General features: G+C 44.2%; 16 protein-coding genes, 1 tRNA gene and 1 riboswitch. Of the genes, 2 read left to right on the forward strand and 15 right to left on the reverse strand.

The features are described 5' to 3' along the window. Positions 1–32: 32 nt before the first annotated feature. The 11 genes from ATB74_RS11145 to moaA form a co-directional block, all read right to left on the reverse strand. Positions 33–980 carry a glutathione S-transferase family protein gene (locus tag ATB74_RS11145; protein ID WP_061018527.1) on the reverse strand — a complete coding sequence of 316 codons (948 nt, stop codon included), beginning with the start codon at positions 978–980 and terminating at the stop codon, positions 33–35. A 355-nt stretch (positions 981–1335) separates the two neighbouring features. Further along, entirely contained in the window at positions 1336–2322 is a 987-nt protein-coding gene (gene oppF, locus ATB74_RS11150; RefSeq protein ID WP_060982296.1) for a murein tripeptide/oligopeptide ABC transporter ATP binding protein OppF, read from the reverse strand. Further along, entirely contained in the window at positions 2319–3290 is a 972-nt protein-coding gene (locus ATB74_RS11155; RefSeq protein ID WP_012603544.1) for an ABC transporter ATP-binding protein, read from the reverse strand. The genes oppF and ATB74_RS11155 overlap by 4 nt, the downstream gene beginning before the upstream one ends. A 42-nt stretch (positions 3291–3332) precedes the next feature. Continuing rightward, positions 3333–4235 carry an oligopeptide ABC transporter permease OppC gene (gene oppC, locus ATB74_RS11160; RefSeq protein ID WP_050647432.1) on the reverse strand — a complete coding sequence of 301 codons (903 nt, stop codon included), beginning with the start codon at positions 4233–4235 and terminating at the stop codon, positions 3333–3335. A gap of 15 nt (positions 4236–4250) precedes the next feature. Beyond that, entirely contained in the window at positions 4251–5171 is a 921-nt protein-coding gene (gene oppB, locus ATB74_RS11165; RefSeq protein ID WP_017062174.1) for an oligopeptide ABC transporter permease OppB, read from the reverse strand. A 114-nt stretch (positions 5172–5285) separates the two neighbouring features. Further along, positions 5286–6917, reverse strand: a complete 1632-nt coding sequence (locus tag ATB74_RS11170; RefSeq protein ID WP_061018529.1) for an ABC transporter substrate-binding protein — start codon at positions 6915–6917, stop codon at positions 5286–5288. 652 nt (positions 6918–7569) lie between these two features. After that, positions 7570–8025, reverse strand: a complete 456-nt coding sequence (gene moaE / locus ATB74_RS11175) for a molybdopterin synthase catalytic subunit MoaE (RefSeq protein WP_061018531.1) — start codon at positions 8023–8025, stop codon at positions 7570–7572. A gap of 2 nt (positions 8026–8027) precedes the next feature. After that, positions 8028–8273: a molybdopterin synthase sulfur carrier subunit gene (gene moaD / locus ATB74_RS11180; protein ID WP_019823606.1), complete on the reverse strand. Its 246-nt coding sequence runs from the start codon at positions 8271–8273 to the stop codon at positions 8028–8030. Beyond that, a complete protein-coding gene (moaC, locus tag ATB74_RS11185) occupies positions 8270–8749 on the reverse strand; it encodes a cyclic pyranopterin monophosphate synthase MoaC (RefSeq protein WP_004734026.1) in 480 nt (159 codons plus the stop codon). The genes moaD and moaC overlap by 4 nt, the downstream gene beginning before the upstream one ends. A 12-nt stretch (positions 8750–8761) precedes the next feature. Next, positions 8762–9274 carry a molybdenum cofactor biosynthesis protein B gene (gene moaB, locus ATB74_RS11190; RefSeq protein WP_004734027.1) on the reverse strand — a complete coding sequence of 171 codons (513 nt, stop codon included), beginning with the start codon at positions 9272–9274 and terminating at the stop codon, positions 8762–8764. A 356-nt stretch (positions 9275–9630) separates the two neighbouring features. Beyond that, positions 9631–10620 carry a GTP 3',8-cyclase MoaA gene (gene moaA, locus ATB74_RS11195; RefSeq protein WP_009848642.1) on the reverse strand — a complete coding sequence of 330 codons (990 nt, stop codon included), beginning with the start codon at positions 10618–10620 and terminating at the stop codon, positions 9631–9633. Then, positions 10609–10761, reverse strand: a riboswitch (molybdenum cofactor riboswitch). Its footprint overlaps the gene before it by 12 nt. A 194-nt stretch (positions 10762–10955) precedes the next feature. On the opposite strand from moaA, the gene ATB74_RS11200 reads away from it, so the two are divergent. Next, positions 10956–11843, forward strand: a complete 888-nt coding sequence (locus ATB74_RS11200) for a YvcK family protein (protein ID WP_060982291.1) — start codon at positions 10956–10958, stop codon at positions 11841–11843. A gap of 90 nt (positions 11844–11933) precedes the next feature. Here the strand turns inward: ATB74_RS11200 and luxU are convergent, their stop codons facing one another. The 3 genes from luxU to uvrB all read right to left on the reverse strand — a co-directional run bounded on the left by luxU (position 11934) and on the right by uvrB (position 16024). Then, on the reverse strand, positions 11934–12278 hold the full coding sequence (gene luxU, locus ATB74_RS11205; RefSeq protein ID WP_060982290.1) for a quorum-sensing phosphorelay protein LuxU: 345 nt from the start codon (positions 12276–12278) through the stop codon (positions 11934–11936). Between the two features lie 24 nt (positions 12279–12302). After that, the gene (luxO, locus tag ATB74_RS11210) at positions 12303–13691 is read right to left on the reverse strand and encodes a quorum-sensing sigma-54 dependent transcriptional regulator LuxO (RefSeq protein ID WP_060982289.1); all 1389 of its coding nucleotides are present in this window, start codon (positions 13689–13691) and stop codon (positions 12303–12305) included. Between the two features lie 302 nt (positions 13692–13993). Then, the gene (gene uvrB, locus ATB74_RS11215; protein ID WP_061018534.1) at positions 13994–16024 is read right to left on the reverse strand and encodes an excinuclease ABC subunit UvrB; all 2031 of its coding nucleotides are present in this window, start codon (positions 16022–16024) and stop codon (positions 13994–13996) included. A 508-nt stretch (positions 16025–16532) separates the two neighbouring features. On the opposite strand from uvrB, the gene ATB74_RS11220 reads away from it, so the two are divergent. Continuing rightward, positions 16533–16608, forward strand: a tRNA-Asn gene (locus ATB74_RS11220). 169 nt (positions 16609–16777) lie between these two features. Here the strand turns inward: ATB74_RS11220 and melB are convergent. Further along, the gene (gene melB / locus ATB74_RS11225) at positions 16778–18151 is read right to left on the reverse strand and encodes a melibiose:sodium transporter MelB (RefSeq protein ID WP_061018536.1); all 1374 of its coding nucleotides are present in this window, start codon (positions 18149–18151) and stop codon (positions 16778–16780) included. Positions 18152–18194: the final 43 nt, after the last annotated feature.

An 18194-nucleotide genomic window follows, 5' to 3' on the forward strand; every position in this document is an offset into this window, starting at 1 on the left:
TTTTGATTTACGACGGTTGGGTCACTGGGAAGTTAGCCCAAGTTTTCTCGACCGTGCGGTGATTCAAGATCTAACTCTGGCCCTTTGGGTACAATTTGAGTCGGATTGATACCGGTGTGGCTGTAGTAGTAGTGACGCTTGATATGGTAGAAATCGGTCGTCTCTTTAATTCCCTCTACTTGGTACAACTCTTTTAAGTAACCTTGAATATGTGGGTAGTCAGCAATTCGCTGCTTATTACACTTAAAGTGCCCAACATAAACCGCATCAAATCGAACCAGAGTGGTAAACAAGCGCCAATCCGCTTCTGTAATCTCATTACCCGCCAAATAACGGTGTTCACTAAGATGGGCATCCACTTTGTCTAACGCCTCAAATAACGCGTCATACGCTTCTTCATACGCTTCTTGTGTCGTTGCAAAGCCGGTTCGGTATACGCCGTTGTTAATATTCGGGTAGATATAATCATTCCATTGATCGATCTTGTTCGCTAATTCCCAAGGGTAGTAATCATCGGTGTTACCTGTTAGCTCGTTAAATTCTGAGTTAAACATACGGATAATCTCAGACGACTCATTGCTAACAATTGTGCTGGCTTTCTTATCCCACAACACTGGCACCGTTACTCTTCCCGAGTAATCCGGTTTGGCTTGAGTATAGATTTGATGCATACGGATATGACCGAACAGGGGTTCAGGCAACCCCATTTGCCAACCTTCACTCATCATGTCTGGGCAAACAACCGTCACGTCAATGTGATCGGTTAGGTCTTTGAGTTCGCGGAAGATAAGGGTTCGGTGCGCCCAAGGACAAGCCAGTGATACGTATAGGTGATAACGGCCGCTTTCCGGCTCAAACTGCGCGCCCGGTTTGTTCTCTATCCAGTGGCGAAAGCCCGCATCTTCACGAACGAACTTACCACCACTTTCTTTGGTGTCGTACCAAACATCATGCCAAACACCTTCAACTAACTTACCCATATCCAAACCTCTGTCATCCAAAATTTTTATACCAGTCACAGTAAGTAAATGTTCAGAAATAGCGCAGAGAAAAGGCTTGAGAACAAGGAAGAATTTTTCTGTTAGTAGTTATTCTACAATCAAAAATTCTAACGCCGTTATCGAGCGTTTTAACAAGCTAGGATGAGCAGTTATTTACTACGATTGGTATTAGTATAAAAAAAACCAACTTTTTCAAAACTAGAAGAAGTTGGCTTAGTTGTTCAAATTATTTGAAGAAGGTTATTTAATATAAATCTTCAGATACAAAAAAAGCGCGACTCTAAAAACTAGTCGCGCTTAAGCCTGTCACAGGCTGAACCGTTTTAAATAGGCTCTAGACTTGTACGTGCAAGCAAGATACTGCGTGAACGTCATCGCCTTGAATCGTTGGTTTCGTTTGCGCACAAGCCTCTGTCGCTTGCGGGCAACGAGTACGGAACACACAACCTGATGGTGGATTGATTGGCGACGGTAAATCACCTTCCAGCATCTGAATCGTTTTGCTGCGCTCTAAGCGAGGGTCAGGAATAGGGACAGCAGACATCAACGCTTTGGTGTATGGGTGCTTAGGATCAGAAAACAGTGCATCTGATTCACCAAGTTCAACCGCGTTACCTAAATACATCACCAGTACACGGTCAGAGATGTGTTTAACTACTGACAAATCGTGCGCGATGAATACCAAAGACAAGCCTAGCTCTTTCTGTAGTTCTTTCAGAAGGTTAACTACTTGAGCTTGGATAGATACATCCAGTGCAGAAACCGGCTCATCACAGATGATCATCTTAGGTTTCAAGATAAGAGCTCGTGCAATACCAATACGTTGACACTGACCACCAGAGAATTCATGCGGGTAACGGTTGATTACGTTTGGCAGTAGACCAACCTTTGCCATCATCTCTTTAACTCTGTCCTTTACTTCTTGTTTAGAAAGTTCAGGGTAGAAAGTCTCTAGAGGCTCAGCAATGATGTCACCTACAGACATACGCGGGTTAAGCGATGCTAGCGGGTCTTGGAAGATCATCTGAATCTCTTTACGAGTCTCACGACGCTTCACTTCCTGCATCTTAGTTAGGTCTTGACCTAACCACATCACTTGACCTTCAGTCGCTTCAACCAAGCCGATAATCGCGCGTGCAAAAGTCGACTTACCACAACCAGACTCACCTACTACACCGAGCGTTTCGCCTTCGTAAAGGTGAACATCAACACCATCAACCGCTTTAAGGTTTGATGGTTTTGCCCAAGGCCAAGCAGATTTAGCCGCAATGCTAAAGTGAACTTTCAGGTCTTTAATATCTAATAGTAATTCTTTACTCATTTTGTCCAAGTCTCCCAGTCTGAAAAACAAGCACGCTGACGGTCTTTAGCAAATGGCTGCAAAATCGGTGCTTCTTGCTTACAACGGTCCATTACACGGTGACAACGGTCTTGGTAAGGACAACCTGTTGGTAGGCGAAGTAAGTTAGGTGGGTTACCTGGAATCGTCGGCAGAATTTCACCTTCGGTATCCAAACGAGGAATCGCTTTAAGCAGACCTTCCGCATATGGGTGGCTTGGCTCGTAGAAGATTTCATCAACCGTCCCGTATTCCATTGTACGACCCGCGTACATCACAAGTACTTTGTCACATGAGCCAGCAACAACACCCAAGTCATGAGTGATCATGATGATTGCCGTATTGAACTCATCTTTAAGTTCGTTCAGCAATTCCATGATTTGCGCTTGAATGGTTACATCCAGTGCCGTTGTTGGTTCATCAGCGATAAGCAATTTAGGACGACACAGTAGTGCCATTGCGATCATCACACGCTGACGCATACCGCCCGAAAACTCGTGCGGGTACATGGTAATACGTTTACGAGCTTCAGGGATTTTCACCGCTTCAAGCATGCGTACTGATTCTTCAAACGCTTCTGCTTTACCCATGCCTTTATGCAGCATAAGTACTTCCATCAACTGATCACTTACTTTCATGTAAGGGTTCAGTGAGGTCATCGGATCTTGGAAGATCATCGCGATCTGTTCAGCACGAACCTTGTTCAGCGCTTTTTCAGGCAGGTTGAGGATTTCATTGCCTTCAAACTTTGCACTGCCTGAGATGATGCCGTTCTTAGCCAGCAGTCCCATCAGTGCAAATACCGTTTGTGATTTACCTGAACCCGACTCACCAACAATACCCAGCGTTTCGCCTTGGTTAAGTGAGAAGTTCAAGTCGTTTACTGCGGTTACGATACCATCTTGCGTGGTAAATTCGACGCGCAGATCTTTGACATCTAATAAGCTCATTATTGCTTCCTTAATCTTTTATAGCTTTTAATTGCTATTTCGTTATCTGTCTTTTGGATCAAGCGCGTCGCGCAGACCATCACCTACGTAGTTAAAGCAGAACAGCGTAACTACCATGAATGCCGCAGGGAATGTTAATTGCCAGATTGCAACTTCCATTGTTTGCGAACCTTCTTGAAGCAATGCGCCCCAGCTTGTCATAGGCTCTTGAACACCAAGACCAAGGAAAGATAAGAATGATTCTGTAAGGATCATGCTTGGAATAAGCAGCGTAGAATAAACAGCTACGATACCCAGTACGTTCGGTACGATGTGACGTGTAATGATCTTCCATTTACTTACACCACATACGTGTGCAGCCTCAATGAACTCTTTACTACGTAGGCTCAACGTTTGACCACGTACAATACGCGCCATATCTAGCCAAGCAATCGCACCAATAGCAACAAAGATTAGGATGATGTTACGACCAAAGAACGTTACCAGAACGATTACTAGGAACATGAATGGTACTGCGTACAAGATCTCTAGGATACGCATCATCACTCGGTCAGTGCGGCCGCCGATGAAACCTGAAGCTGCACCGTAAAGCGTACCAATCAGTACCGCTACAAATGCGCCCATCACACCAACCATCAATGAGATACGACCACCGATTAGAGTACGAACGTACAAGTCACGACCTAAGCTATCAGTACCAAACCAGTGATCCGCATTCGGACCAACGTGCATTGCGTACCAGTCAGTATCGTCATAAGTGTACTGAGCCAGCATCGGTAAGAAGATAACTGCCAGTACCATAAGCGTAAGAATAAACAGGCTAACCATTGCTGCTTTGTTTCGCATGAAACGAATGCGCGCGTCCTGCCACAAACTACGACCTTCAATCTCTAAGCTCTCAGAGAACTTTTCGATCGCTTCTAAATTTTCTTTTTTCTTCAACATAACCATGCGTCCCTGTTAGTAGCGAATTTTCGGGTCAATCAGCGCTAGCAAAATATCAACGATTGCGTTGAACAAAATGAATAGGAAACCAATCAAGATGGTTACACCCATTACTAGCGAGTAGTCACGGTTAAACGCGGCGTTAACAAACAGCTTACCGATACCTGGTAGGCCGAAGATGGTTTCAACAACAACTGAACCTGTGATGATACCTACGAAAGCAGGGCCCATATAAGAAACAACAGGCAGCATTGCTGGCTTAAGTGCATGTTTTAGAATGATGTAACGGTAACTTAGTCCTTTTGCACGTGCAGTTCGGATAAAGTTACTGTTCAATGTTTCAATCATGCTACCGCGAGTAATACGAGCAAAGGTGGCTACGTAAAGAAGAGACATCGCGATAACAGGCAGCACGATGTACATGAATGTACCGCCATGCCAACCACCTGCTGGGAATATGTTCCAGTGCAGGGAGAAAAGGTAAATAAGCGCCGGTGCCAACACGAAGGATGGCATCACCACCCCGAGCATGGCGGTCGACATTATGGTGTAGTCGACCCAGGTATTGTGCTTCAAGGCAGCAATCGTCCCGACGGTGACCCCCATCAATAGTGTGAAGATAAAGGCAACGAAACCTACCTTCGCAGATACTGGAAGTGCAACCGCGATCAGCTCATTTACTGTGTAATCTTGGTATTTAAAAGATGGACCGAAGTCACCTTGTAAGATATTTGTCAAATACGTAGTGTACTGTTCAAATACGGGTTTATCTAAGCCGTATTTAGCTTCGATGTTAGCCATAACTTCTGGCGGTAATGGACGCTCGCTTGAAAACGGGTTACCCGGAGCGAAACGCATGAGAAAGAAAGATATAGTGATCAACACCAACATGGTTGGAATCGCTTCAAATATCCTTTTCATAATGAATTTAAGCATAAACTCACTCTTTCAGTCTGTGACAATTAAAATTAGAAAGACGCTACATGCGCGCCCTGCGCATGTAGTGCCTGTATCGTTATAGTTATATTAACTTTTTAGAATCGAAGCTTATTATTGAGCTTTGATGTATAGGTCTTTCGAGAAGATCTTGTCTTCCGCGTTGTTGATTGGGAAACCACCAACATGCGGGTTAAGTAGACGTGATTTCACGTATTGGTAGATAGGAGCGATTGGCATATCGTTTGCCATTAGCGCCTCAGCTTCTAGGTAAAGTGCTTTACGCTCTTCTTCTGAAGTTGAGTTAAGTGCTTTATCGATGATTTTATCGTAAGCCGCACTGTCGTAGTGAACACCACCGGTAGTGTTGTTGCTCTTCATTAGCGTTAGGAACGAAGACGCTTCGTTGTAGTCACCACACCAACCAGCACGTGCTACTTCGAAGTCACCAGAATCTTTAGAAGATAGGTACGTTTTCCACTCTTGGTTCTCAAGTGTTACAGAAAGACCCAGTGTTTTCTTCCACATAGAACCTAGCGCTACAGCAATCTTCTTGTGGTTCTCTGAAGTGTTGTAAAGAAGGTTGAAGTTAAGTGGGTTATCTTTGCCGTAACCCGCTTCTTCAAGAAGACGTGCCGCTTCTGCGTTACGCTCTTTTTGAGACATCTTACCGTAAGCAGGCAGTTCAGGATCGAAGCCAGCTGTGATTTCAGGCGTTAGGAAGTACGCAGGTTTTTGACCTTGCGCTAAGATAGCACCTGTTACGATATCACGATCGATTGCGTAAGAGATTGCTTGACGAACACGAACATCATCAAATGGCGCTTTCTTCGTGTTGAAGATGTAGTAGTAAGTACATAGGTTACCCGCTACAGATACATCTTCCGCGTACTCTTTTTGAAGACGCTTGAAGTGCTCAGTTGGAAGTTCGTTTGTGAAATCGATTTCGCCAGATAGGAAGCGGTTCATTTCCGCTACTTGGTTTTCGATTGGTAGGAACGTTACTTTATTAAGAACCGTTTTGTCGTTGTTCCAGTATTGGTCGTTACGCTTAAGTACTAGACGCTCGTTAACAACCCATTTATCAACAGAGAATGCTCCGTTGCCAACAAAGTTTTCAGGCTTAGTCCACTGGTCACCGTATTTTTCAACAGTCGCTTGGTGCACAGGCTTCATTGTTGTGTGGCCCATCATCATTACGAAATATGGTACCGCTGTTTCTAATTCAACAACAAGCGTGTTTGCATCTACAGCTTTAACGCCTAGCTCACTCTTGTCTTTCTTACCCGCTACGATGTCCTTCGCATTCGCCATCTTGGTATATTCCATGTACCAAGCGTACGGAGAAGCCGTCGCAGGATCGACTGCACGTTTCCAGCTGTATACGAAATCTTGAGCTGTTACAGGATCGCCGTTAGACCATTTTGCGTCTTTACGTAGGTGGAAAGTGAATGTTTTGTTGTCTGTCGTTTCCCAGCTTTCAGCAACACCTGGAATAGTATTACCTTCGCCGTCTTGGTTCACTAGACCTTCTAGAAGATCACGAATTACGTGAGATTCTGGTACACCTTGAGATTTGTGTGGGTCGATAGTCGCAACTTCAGTACCGTTACCGCGAACAAGTTCCTGAACTTTAGCTAGTTCTGTGCCTGCTGGAACTTCAGCAGCGATAGAAAGAGTAGAAGAGGCAGCCACTGCCAAACCAGCACCTAGAAGAAGGGCCTGAGTGATTTTATTCTTGTACATTTAATAAACTCCAAGTTTTATGTATTGCATCCATGACTTCTTTGCTTAGCTCACTGAACGGCAGTGATTTAGATTTATTTAGCTCAAAATTTAAGCATAAAAATCTAAAACCTTACAAAGATTGAGGCACACACTATCAACCATTGAAGTAATTTGCCATAAACAAGTCGCAAAAAATCGGATAATTCTCCGATTTACTCCAGATATCAGTGCAAATATCTAATAAAAACCTAATGAACAGTGAGTTACACATAGGGATTCATCAAAAAACAGCCTTTAGTGTTGATGTATCTGTATTGATACTTTTTTTTAGCATCTTATGCTAGAACACTGTCGGCAAATTAACATTAATGCCACATGAAATCTAATTGCACATCACATATCACCTAAATAGACTCCACTATTTGTGAGGATTATCACTTTATACAAAACAGCATAATGCACTGCACCAAAACGGAAAATTCGATGCACTAATTCAGACAGAATTGATGGTTGAATTTATATGCAACAGCAGTGACTAACAATTAATCAAAACACTAGCTTTTTATAAATCAACTGATGACGGGCACAAAAAAGCCGACCTAAATGGTCGGCTTTTGACTGTCTCATATACAAATGAGTTAATGTTGAAGCAACATCACTTTAAGAGAAATTACTTCTCCCAGCGCTCTGCTGCTTTTGCATCTGAATCGCGAGAATCAACCCAACGAGTTGCTTCTGTAGTACGTTCCTTTTTCCAAAACGGCGCTTTGGTTTTTAGGAAGTCCATAACAAACTCACAAGCTTCGAAGGCTGCACCTCGGTGCGCACTTGATACACCAACGTAAACAATCTGGTCACCGATATCTAAGTCACCAACTCGGTGAATCACTCGCATCTTCTGGATAGGCCAGCGCGCTTCAGCTTGATCACAGATCTCGCTCAACGACTTTTCTGTCATACCCGGGTAGTGCTCAAGAGACAAACCAATCACGTTATCGCCAAGGTTCATGTCGCGAACTTTACCAACAAACGTCACAACTGCTCCCGCAGCCGTACCTTGAGCTAGATAATCGTATTCGTCACCCACAGAAAAGTCTTCAGCAGTCACTACTACTCTTGAATCCATGACTAACCTCCAGTGACAGGTGGGAAGAAAGCCACTTCGTCGCCATCTTTCACTTCAGTCGTCAAAGGTACGATTGATTGGTTAAGCGCAGCCAGAAGCTTGCCCTCTTCCAATGCGATATCCCATTTGCCTTCTTGCGTTACAAGGTGGCTGCGAATCGCTTCGATGGTACTGAATTGCGCGTCGACTTCTAGGCTGTCAACACCGACAAGTTCACGAGTTTGAGCAAAGAAAAGTACAGTAATCATGATTCCACCTTAAAGTGTCCTGATTTACCACCCGTCTTCTCTAACAGGCGTACATTCTCGATAACAATGTCTTTCTGAACAGCTTTACACATATCGTAAATCGTCAGTGCAGCAACAGAAGCAGCCGTTAGCGCTTCCATCTCTACGCCTGTCTTACCAGCAAGTTTACATACCGACTCGATACGTACTTTGTTTTCAGACTCGATAGCTTCAAGCTGCACTTCTACTTTGGTTAATAGCAAAGGGTGACACAGTGGAATCAGATCCCACGTCTTCTTAGCCGCTTGAATACCCGCAATACGTGCCGTTGCGAAAACATCACCTTTATGGTGGCTACCAGAGACAATAAGCTCTAGCGTTTCTGCCGACATTTGAACGAATGCTTCTGCTCTCGCTTCACGCACTGTTTCTGCTTTAGCCGATACATCGACCATGTTCGCTTCGCCAGACGCGTTAATGTGTGTAAATTGACTCATGTTCAAGCCACCTTATACAGAAAGGTGTGGCATGAAATTACAAGGACGGTGGCTAGCATCCATCTGTTGCTTGATGATCTTAGTCCAACCGGTACGGCAAGCGCCTGTAGAGCCTGGCATCGCAAAAATAACCGTATGGTTAGCAAAACCCGCGATCGCACGAGATTGAATAGTTGATGTACCGATCTCTTCGTAAGACACTTGACGGAATAGCTCACCAAAGCCTTCAACTTCTTTGTCAAATAGAGGCTTAAGAGCTTCAGGCGTGCTGTCACGAGATGTGAAGCCTGTACCGCCAGTGATCATGATAGCTTGTACACTCTCATCAGCGATCCACTTAGATACGATCGCGCGGATCTTGTACATGTCATCGATAACGATTTGCTTATCAACCACGTTGTGGCCTGCTTCTTTAGCATGCTCAGCTAGGTAACCACCTGATGTGTCATTTTCTTCTGTACGCGTATCTGAAACCGTTAGTACTGCGATGTTTGCTGCTTGGAATTTGCTTTCTGCGTGACCCATTTGTTCACCTATATAAATTTTTCAATTATGAGGGCGTGTTGACCTTTCGTGATTAAATTTTGTTCGAGATAAAAGCGTTTTAATCGCGGCGAGGGGGAAGTAGCCTAGTCATTCTAAGCAAATCTCCCTCAACAAAGAGTAAAACGCTTTTAGCCGAACCCTTCGGGCAGCGTTTGCTGGTCATTTCTACTACGTTATAGGCTTCTCATGTAGGCTAGCTACACATCAAAGCCTCTGCCTTGTATAAATACCCAGCAACTCGCTGCAAAAATCAGCTCGAAAGAGCAACACGCCCTAGACTGATTCGCCCAACCTAAGGAAGCTGAGCGATAAAATGCTTTAGAGTGTATAGCGGGTTAACCGCCGATTGACGCCAAGTTTGGAGTCATGCCGCTATTGCCATCATGTAAGAAGTGGCTAACGGACTTGGTTTGAAGCTGAGCCTGAATACGATCAATGAGCTCTTGCTCTTGTTGATCTTCTTGAATCAGATCTCTCAGTTCAACACCATGGTCGCCAAACAGACACAGGTGGAGTTTGCCAGTTGCAGAAACACGCAGGCGGTTACAACTCTCACAAAAGTCTTTCTCGTAAGGCATGATCAAACCGATTTCACCCTTGTAGTCTGGGTGGACAAACACTTGCGCCGGGCCATCATTAACGGCTTTGACTTTTAACAGCCAACCATTAGCAATAAGTTGGTTGCGAATTGCAACGCCAGAAACATGGTGTTTATCGAATAACTCGTCCATCTCGCCAGTTTTCATCAGCTCGATAAAACGTAATTGAATAGGTTTGTCTTTGATCCAATTAAGGAAGGCTGGTAGTTCCTGACTGTTGAGGTCTTTCATTAATACGACGTTTACTTTGACTTGTTCAAAGCCAACCTCAAACGCTTTATCAATCCCTCGCATAACCTCTGTAAACTTATTCTCACCAGTGATCTGATGGAACATACGCGAATCTAAGCTATCCACGCTCACGTTTATATGGGTTAAACCAGCATCACGCCATTGCCCTACTTGTTTCTCCATGCGGTAGCCATTCGTTGTGGTGGCTACTTTTTCGATGCCTGGAGTAGAAGCAACGGTATGTATGATTTCAGGAAAGTCTTTACGCAGACTCGGCTCTCCGCCTGTAATGCGGATCTTTGAGGTACCACAATCTGCAAACGCTTTTACTACGCGTTTGATCTCGGGAACACTTAAAAAAGACGAGTTTTTTTGCCCTGACGGTTTATAACCATCCGGCAAGCAGTAAGTACATTTAAAGTTACAGACGTCTGTAACCGACAAGCGCAAGTAATAAAACTTGCGATGGAATCTATCTTCGAATTGTTGCGCCACGGAACACCTTTCCAAACACGGGAGGCATAATCATTTCCAATTAAGCCCTTGTGACAACATGTCACTGGCTCTTGATGCGTATCGGTACAGCAAATACCACTGTGCGACTTAGCATGCGAGAGCTCGGAGTTATGGCAACTGCACGTTATATTCACACACGCAGTAGCTGAGTAATAAAATACTTAATATTTGTACGTGAATCTAGCTCTGATGGTAAAAAACGGGTCACATCGGCAAAAAAAACGTATCAAACGCTCAAAATAACTCTTGTTGAGTATATAGCGAGAAGCATTTAACCTAAATTATAGTTGGTAATAATCTAACAAGAACAAAAAATGAATATTTACTCTTCAAAGAAAGTCGTAGCAATCGGCGGTGGCCATGGCTTAGGTCGCATGTTAGCTGCATTAAAAGACTTTGGTAACAACGCAACTGGCATTGTTGCAACGACAGATAACGGTGGTTCCACCGGACGCATTCGAGATTGCCAAGGTGGCATCGCATGGGGAGATACACGTAACTGTATCAACCAATTAATCACAGAACCTTCAATCAGTTCGATGATGTTCGAATACCGCTTTCGTGGTCAAGGTGAGCTAGACGGTCACAACTTGGGTAACCTAATGCTAACGGCGTTAGACAACCTTTCCGTTCGCCCATTGGAAGCAATTAACCTGATTCGAAATATGCTCAAGGTCGATGTTAATATCGTCCCTATGACCGAACACCCGTCAGACCTTACCGCCCTATCTATGGATGGGCGCTGGGTAACAGGTGAAACCAATGTGGATGACATGACAGAAAAGCTACGCATGATGGACTTGTCACCGGAAGTGCCAGCAACTAAAGAAGCCGTTGCTGCAGTTGAGCAAGCGGACTGCATCGTTCTTGGGCCAGGGAGCTTTTTGACCAGTGTGATGCCTCCGCTCTTATTACCAGAGATCGGTAAAGCAATTGCTGAAAACAGGAACGCCAAGGTTATTTTCGTGGAAAACCTTTCTCCAGAACATGGTCCAGCAGGCAAGATGACACTTCAGGAACAATTGGAATGGTGCGAACGGACCTGTAAGGCAAGAAAGATAGACATTGTGTTAGGCAATGTGCCACACCCTGAACTTGAAGGGTTATGGAATTGCGTGACCACTGATCTTGCCTCTCCAAATCGAGATTGGCGACACGACCGCATAAAACTCCAACAAGCGATTAGGGAGCAGTTGGTTTAACTTGGTTAGCTGAGTCTGATTGCCAAACCCCAACAAAAACAAAAAGGAGCCTCATGCTCCTTTTTTTAATATATGTAATACCCGACCGCTTTAGATATCTGCCATCAACTGCTGGTATTCTTGGTAGGTGGATAACAGCAGTTTCTGCATATCTTGAAAGTCAACCTCAGTGACAGGCAGCGCTTGCTTCACTTTCGTATCCAAGCTAATCGCAAAACAACACAAAGAGTCCGCGCCAAAACTCGCGGCGCTGCTCTTAAGTGCATGACTGATATCAGCCAAGTACTTAGAAGTATCCGACTCCTTATTTATCTCTAGGTGTTCATAGTAGCCTTTCAACTCACCTAAAAAGATCTCCAGTAAAACAGGGACATTCTCTTGCCCTATTTCGCCGGCAAGCTCATCAACTTTTTGCTGATTTAATACTTTCGTCATTATGATTTTCTTATTGTTTGGTGATTACGGCTTCGCATTCCACGTTTGTAACTTGCGGTATATGGTCGAAGGACTCACATCTAGGAAACCTGCTGCTCGCGGAATGTTGCCGTCACACGCTTTAATGGCCTGTTCGATAGCCGTCTTCTCAGTGATCCACAATGGGAAAATATCTTTTACCGTGATGTCTTCGTTCTGCTTCTCTTTCAAGCGCAGACTGTTTTCAATCGGCTGGTTCAATGGTGGCGGAAGCATGTTAAGAGTAATCTCTTTGCCATTATTCAATACCACCACGTTCCGTAATACGTTTTGTAGTTGACGCACATTCCCAGGCCACTCATATTGATTAAAGCGATCAAGTACTTCCTGAGCAAAACGAACAAACGCCTTCCCCTCCTCGACCGACATATAGCCTAGTAACGAGTATGCAATCTCGATGACATCTTCTCCGCGCTCGCGCAATGGCGGCAAGTGCAGCGGAATCACGTATAAACGATAGTATAAATCTTCTCTAAAGCGACCTTCTTGTACTTCTTTCCAAGGGTCACGGTTAGTTGCACAAACAAAGCGCACATCAACGCTCTTCATTTTTGAAGAGCCGACTTTTTGGAAGGTACCGGTTTGAATGAAACGAAGAAGCTTAGTTTGCAGTTCAAGATCCATTTCACACAGTTCATCGAGAAACAGTGTTCCACCATCAGCAAGCTCAGCAGCCCCTTGGCGATCAGTTGCCGCGCCCGTAAAGGCACCTTTAACGTGACCAAACAGCTCACTTTCAATCAGATCTTTAGGAATCGCCGCACAGTTAATCGCAATGAAAGGCTTGTCACCACGCTTACTCGCCGCATGAATGGCTTCTGCACATACCTCTTTACCGGTACCACTTTCACCCGTAATGAAAATACTCGCCTTACTTGATGCAGCAGAATCGATAGTTCGGTAAACCTGCTGCATGGTCTGGCTGCTGCCGATGAAGCCTTGGTAATTTTGGTTTCCCGGGTGTTCCGAGCTGTTTTTAAGCTTGGTGGCTTTACGGATCGCATTGTTCACCGTAATACGGAGTCGGTCGGCTTCACACGGTTTGATAAGGAAATCTTGAGAACCATGACGCATCGCTTCTACGGCGGTATCGATAGAGCCGTGAGCCGTCATGAAGATAACCGGAACTTCAGGGTACTTTTGTTTTACAGCAAATAGCACGTCCATACCTGTCATATCAGGCAGACGTAGATCTAATAAAATAAGGTCTGGGATTCGATGATTCAAACTCTCGATTGCATCGCGGCCAGTGCCGACAATGTTGATATCAATTTCGAGCGGTGTAAGATACGAGCGATATAAAGCTGCTACCGAAGCGGTATCCTCTACCATCAACAAATACTTCGATTTGTTATCTAGCGTTTTTGATTGCATATCCTAGCCATTTATAATTTGCATTTCTTATTATAGTCGCATTCCGCTTTGCATTATGCAAATTAGCCACAATATTTGTAGTGTGTTTTTTTACTTACTTCAAACAATCAATGTTTTATCTATATGGCACGAACGATGCAGTAGTGTAAATGACCTTCGGGTCACCTAGCCAACTGACGTTGTTAGTGAACTGAGTGTTCACAAACGTAAGCCAGTAGAACATTTACTACTGGCTGTTTTTTTGTCTGAAACACTCTCAGTTTTTGTCTTGAGGGGATCAACTTCTTGAGTAAAACGCGAGATTAGCTATTAGTAATAAATTGCTTTCTTAGCTGCTCAATTTCATCACGTTTCTGTGCCGCTAATTCAAATTCCAGGTTCTGAGCATGCTGATACATCGCTGCTTCTAGCTTACTGATCTCTTTATCAAGCTGTTGCGGCGTAAGCACGGCATAACTTTCTGAAGACTCAGCCACTTTAGATAGTGGGACTTGCTTAGATTGACGCTGCTGTTTCGACTTGGTGATATCACCTAGCTCCATAATGTCTTTGATATTACGTTTCAGCGCTTGCGGCGTGATGCCTTGCTCTTGGTTGTAGGCCTGCTGTTTCTCACGACGACGATCTGTTTCATCAATCGCTTTTCTCATCGACTTAGTAATCGAGTCACCGTATAAGATCGCTTTACCTTCAAGGTTACGCGCGGCACGACCAATGGTTTGAATCAGAGAGCGCTCAGAACGCAAGAAGCCCTCTTTGTCTGCATCAAGAATCGCCACCAGCGACACTTCCGGCATATCCAAGCCTTCGCGAAGTAAGTTAATACCCACTAACACGTCGAACTCGCCCAAACGTAGGTCTCGAATGATCTCGACACGCTCAACGGTATCAATATCCGAGTGCAAATAACGCACTTTAACGCCGTGCTCACTTAGATATTCGGTTAAATCTTCCGCCATTCTCTTAGTCAATGTTGTGACCAACACGCGTTCTTCTTTCACTGAACGGATTCTGATCTCAGACAGCAAGTCATCAACCTGAGTCGCGACGGGTCTTACTTCAATAATTGGATCTAACAGACCAGTAGGACGCACCACTTGATCAGCAATCTCACCGTCTGATTTTTCGATTTCGTAATTGCCTGGTGTTGCCGACACAAAAATCGTTTGCGGGGCTATAGACTCAAATTCTTCAAACTTCATTGGACGGTTATCCAATGCTGAAGGTAGCCTGAAACCAAACTCAACCAATGTTTCTTTACGAGAACGGTCACCTTTATACATCGCACCGATTTGCGGCACAGTCACGTGTGACTCATCGATGATCAGCAGGCCATCGTCGGGCAGGTAGTCAAATAACGTTGGAGGCGCTTCCCCTTCCGCACGGCCACTCAAGTATCGTGAATAGTTTTCGATACCAGAGCAAAAACCAAGCTCCGTCATCATCTCGATATCAAATTGAGTTCTCTGAGAAATACGTTGCTCTTCCAAAAGCTTGTTGTTGTCTTTTAAGTATTGAGCACGATCGCGCAGTTCATCCTTGATGTTCTCAATCGCCTCAAGGATTTTCTCTCTTGGCGTTACATAGTGAGTTTTCGGATAAACGGTAAAGCGCGGCAAATCTCTTTGCTTCACCGCACCAGTCAGGGGATCAAAAATACTGATGCAATCTACTTCGTCATCGAACATTTCGATTCGAACTGCATCTTGGTCAGATTCAGCAGGAAAGATATCAATCACTTCACCACGAACACGGAACTGACCACGTTCAAACGCGACGTCGTTTCTCGAATATTGTAGCTCAGCCAAGCGGCGTAAGATGTCTCGCTGATCCATCACCTCGCCACGACTCAAATGAAGCATCATCTTCAAATAAGACTTAGGATCACCAAGACCGTAGATAGCCGACACAGAAGCCACAATGATGGCGTCTTTTCGTTCTAATAAGGCTTTGGTTGCCGAAAGCCTCATTTGTTCGATATGAGCGTTCACAGACGCATCTTTCTCGATGAACGTGTCCGTGGTTGGAACGTAGGCTTCAGGTTGGTAGTAATCGTAGTAAGAAACGAAATACTCAACGGCATTGTTTGGAAAGAAAGATTTCATCTCACCGTAAAGTTGAGCCGCCAGTGTCTTGTTAGGCGCTAACAGAATCGCTGGTCTTTGAGATTGGGAAATGACGTTGGCAAGTGTAAAGGTTTTACCTGAGCCCGTTACCCCTAGTAGAGTTTGATGTGCCAAACCAGAATCTAATCCGTCTAGTAATTTGGTTATCGCTGTCGGCTGATCACCGGACGGGCTGTAGTCCGATACCAAGTCAAAGAGTTTACTCATAGGTCGCCATTTCCATACTGTTTTTTTAATCAGGTCATTGTCACTCTAGGAGGAGTGTCGTTGCAACTATTATCTAGAGAATGCATCTTAAGATCAGATATCAGTTATAGCTTTTATTTTTAGAACTTGGTATTATCCGTGCCCCTGCAAGATCTCTTCAGCTAAATCACTCGATTTTTAATCCACTACTTTTCCCCAAAAAACCTAAAAATACCGCTTGTTTTACGGTTCGTTTTATAACCTACAAAAGTTATACAATCGCGATGTTTTTCTATAAATTCTTTAAATACATTACGTTAGATAAGATTATTACATTTTTCGATTTATCCCAATTATTGTTGTTAAAGTTTCACACACATACTTATCCACAATTTTGGTGGATAACTAAAGCAAAGCTAAATCCAATAAGGCGTTCAAGAAAGTAAAGTTTTTTATCTTACTTTTTTCTGATATTTTTTATTGACAGAAATCCGGACAATTATTAGAATTCGCGTCGCTAACAAGCAATTCCCCTTTAGTTCAGTTGGTAGAACGGCGGACTGTTAATCCGTATGTCGCAAGTTCAAGTCTTGCAAGGGGAGCCAAATTTAAAGAAGCCGCATCACTCGATGCGGCTTTTTGCGTTTTAGTCGAAACAAAAGCTCTACAGACACAGCTTTGATTAACTAACATCCATAAAAAACGCCTCACAAGGAGGCGTTTGGGCTTAGTGACAAACTGAATGTTATTCTAGATTAGACGTCGTTTTAGTGGTTATGCTTCTGCTGTAACAACATTCGTCTGAGTCTCTTTACCCGCTTGGGCTTTATCAAACCCTTCATGCAGGTGGTAGTAGCGCTTATAAACAAGAGCACTTACCGTCATTAGAATCGCTGGTAAACCTACCATCATAAACTGCAGTCCCATGATAGTGCTGTCAGACTGCTCCACATTTGGTACGTAACCCACCACAGACAATCCCATACCAACAATAAAACCACCAGCCGCGCCTGCAAACTTAACAAGCATCGTTTGAACAGAGAAGATAACACTCTCACTGCGACGACCTGTCTTGTGTTCACCGTAATCAACAACGTCAGCAAGCATTACGGTTTGCAGTGCGTTAGCGATACCCACACCAAACTTGATTGCAGCACCCGCGATGCCGATTAGAATCGCGTTACCTGGAGCGATAAGGCCCATGATAAGTAGAGTGATACAAGACAGCACTGGGAAGCCACAAGCCATAACCCATAAATGCTTACGTGGTAACACTGATGCAATGCGAGGGAACAAGAAAACGCCTGCAACTTCGGCGATACCTGCCACCATCATATAAACAGGGAACAAATCAGCGTTACCTAGAGCGTAAGAGAAGTAGTAAATCGCAAAACCACCCACCAACAAGTTTGCTATTTGGAACGACAATACGGTACCAATTAGTGCTTTTAGTTGGTCATTTTTACCAATGATAACCAGTACATCTTTGAAACTGAAACGTTCAGCAGGTTTAGCGTTCGCTGGTGCTGATTTTTCTTTTACATTACGAGCAATCAAGAATGCGCTCATCACGAACAATACCGCAATCAACATAGCAACGTTGAAGAAGCCTTGTCCTTGGTCACCATCACCCAACTTACCAACAATGTGTAAACCGTAAGTACCCGTAATAAACCACGCTAAGCTAGCAAACAGTCTCGGCCATACCACAAGCTTTTCACGCTCTTGACGAGAACTCGATAGCGCAGGAATCATAGACCAGTATGGAATATCCATGATGGTGTAAGTAAGACCCCATAAGATATAAGCAGCAGCCGCATAAATGTATAACGTAGTACCTTCAAACATGTGCGTACTGAAAAGACCAACGAGCACTACCGCATTTAATAGGGTACCAATAACAATCCAAGGTCGGAATTTACCAAACTTAGAGCGGGTGTTATCAACAATCACCCCCATCATTGGATCGGTTACCGCATCGACGATACGAGCGGCTAAAAAGATGGTACCCACGAACGCCGCTGAAAGCCCAGCAACGTCCGTAAAATAGAACATCAGGAAGATGTAGATTGGAGCACAGGCAAAGTCTTTACCTAAAGCCCCAAGTCCATACGATAATTTGGTTTGTAGAGTAATTTGATCAGACATAGTATTTCCTTCAGGCGCGTAACTTCATCTCCTAACAGACGTT

Source organism: Vibrio splendidus (genome assembly GCF_001557875.1).
GTDB lineage: Bacteria > Pseudomonadota > Gammaproteobacteria > Enterobacterales > Vibrionaceae > Vibrio > Vibrio splendidus_F.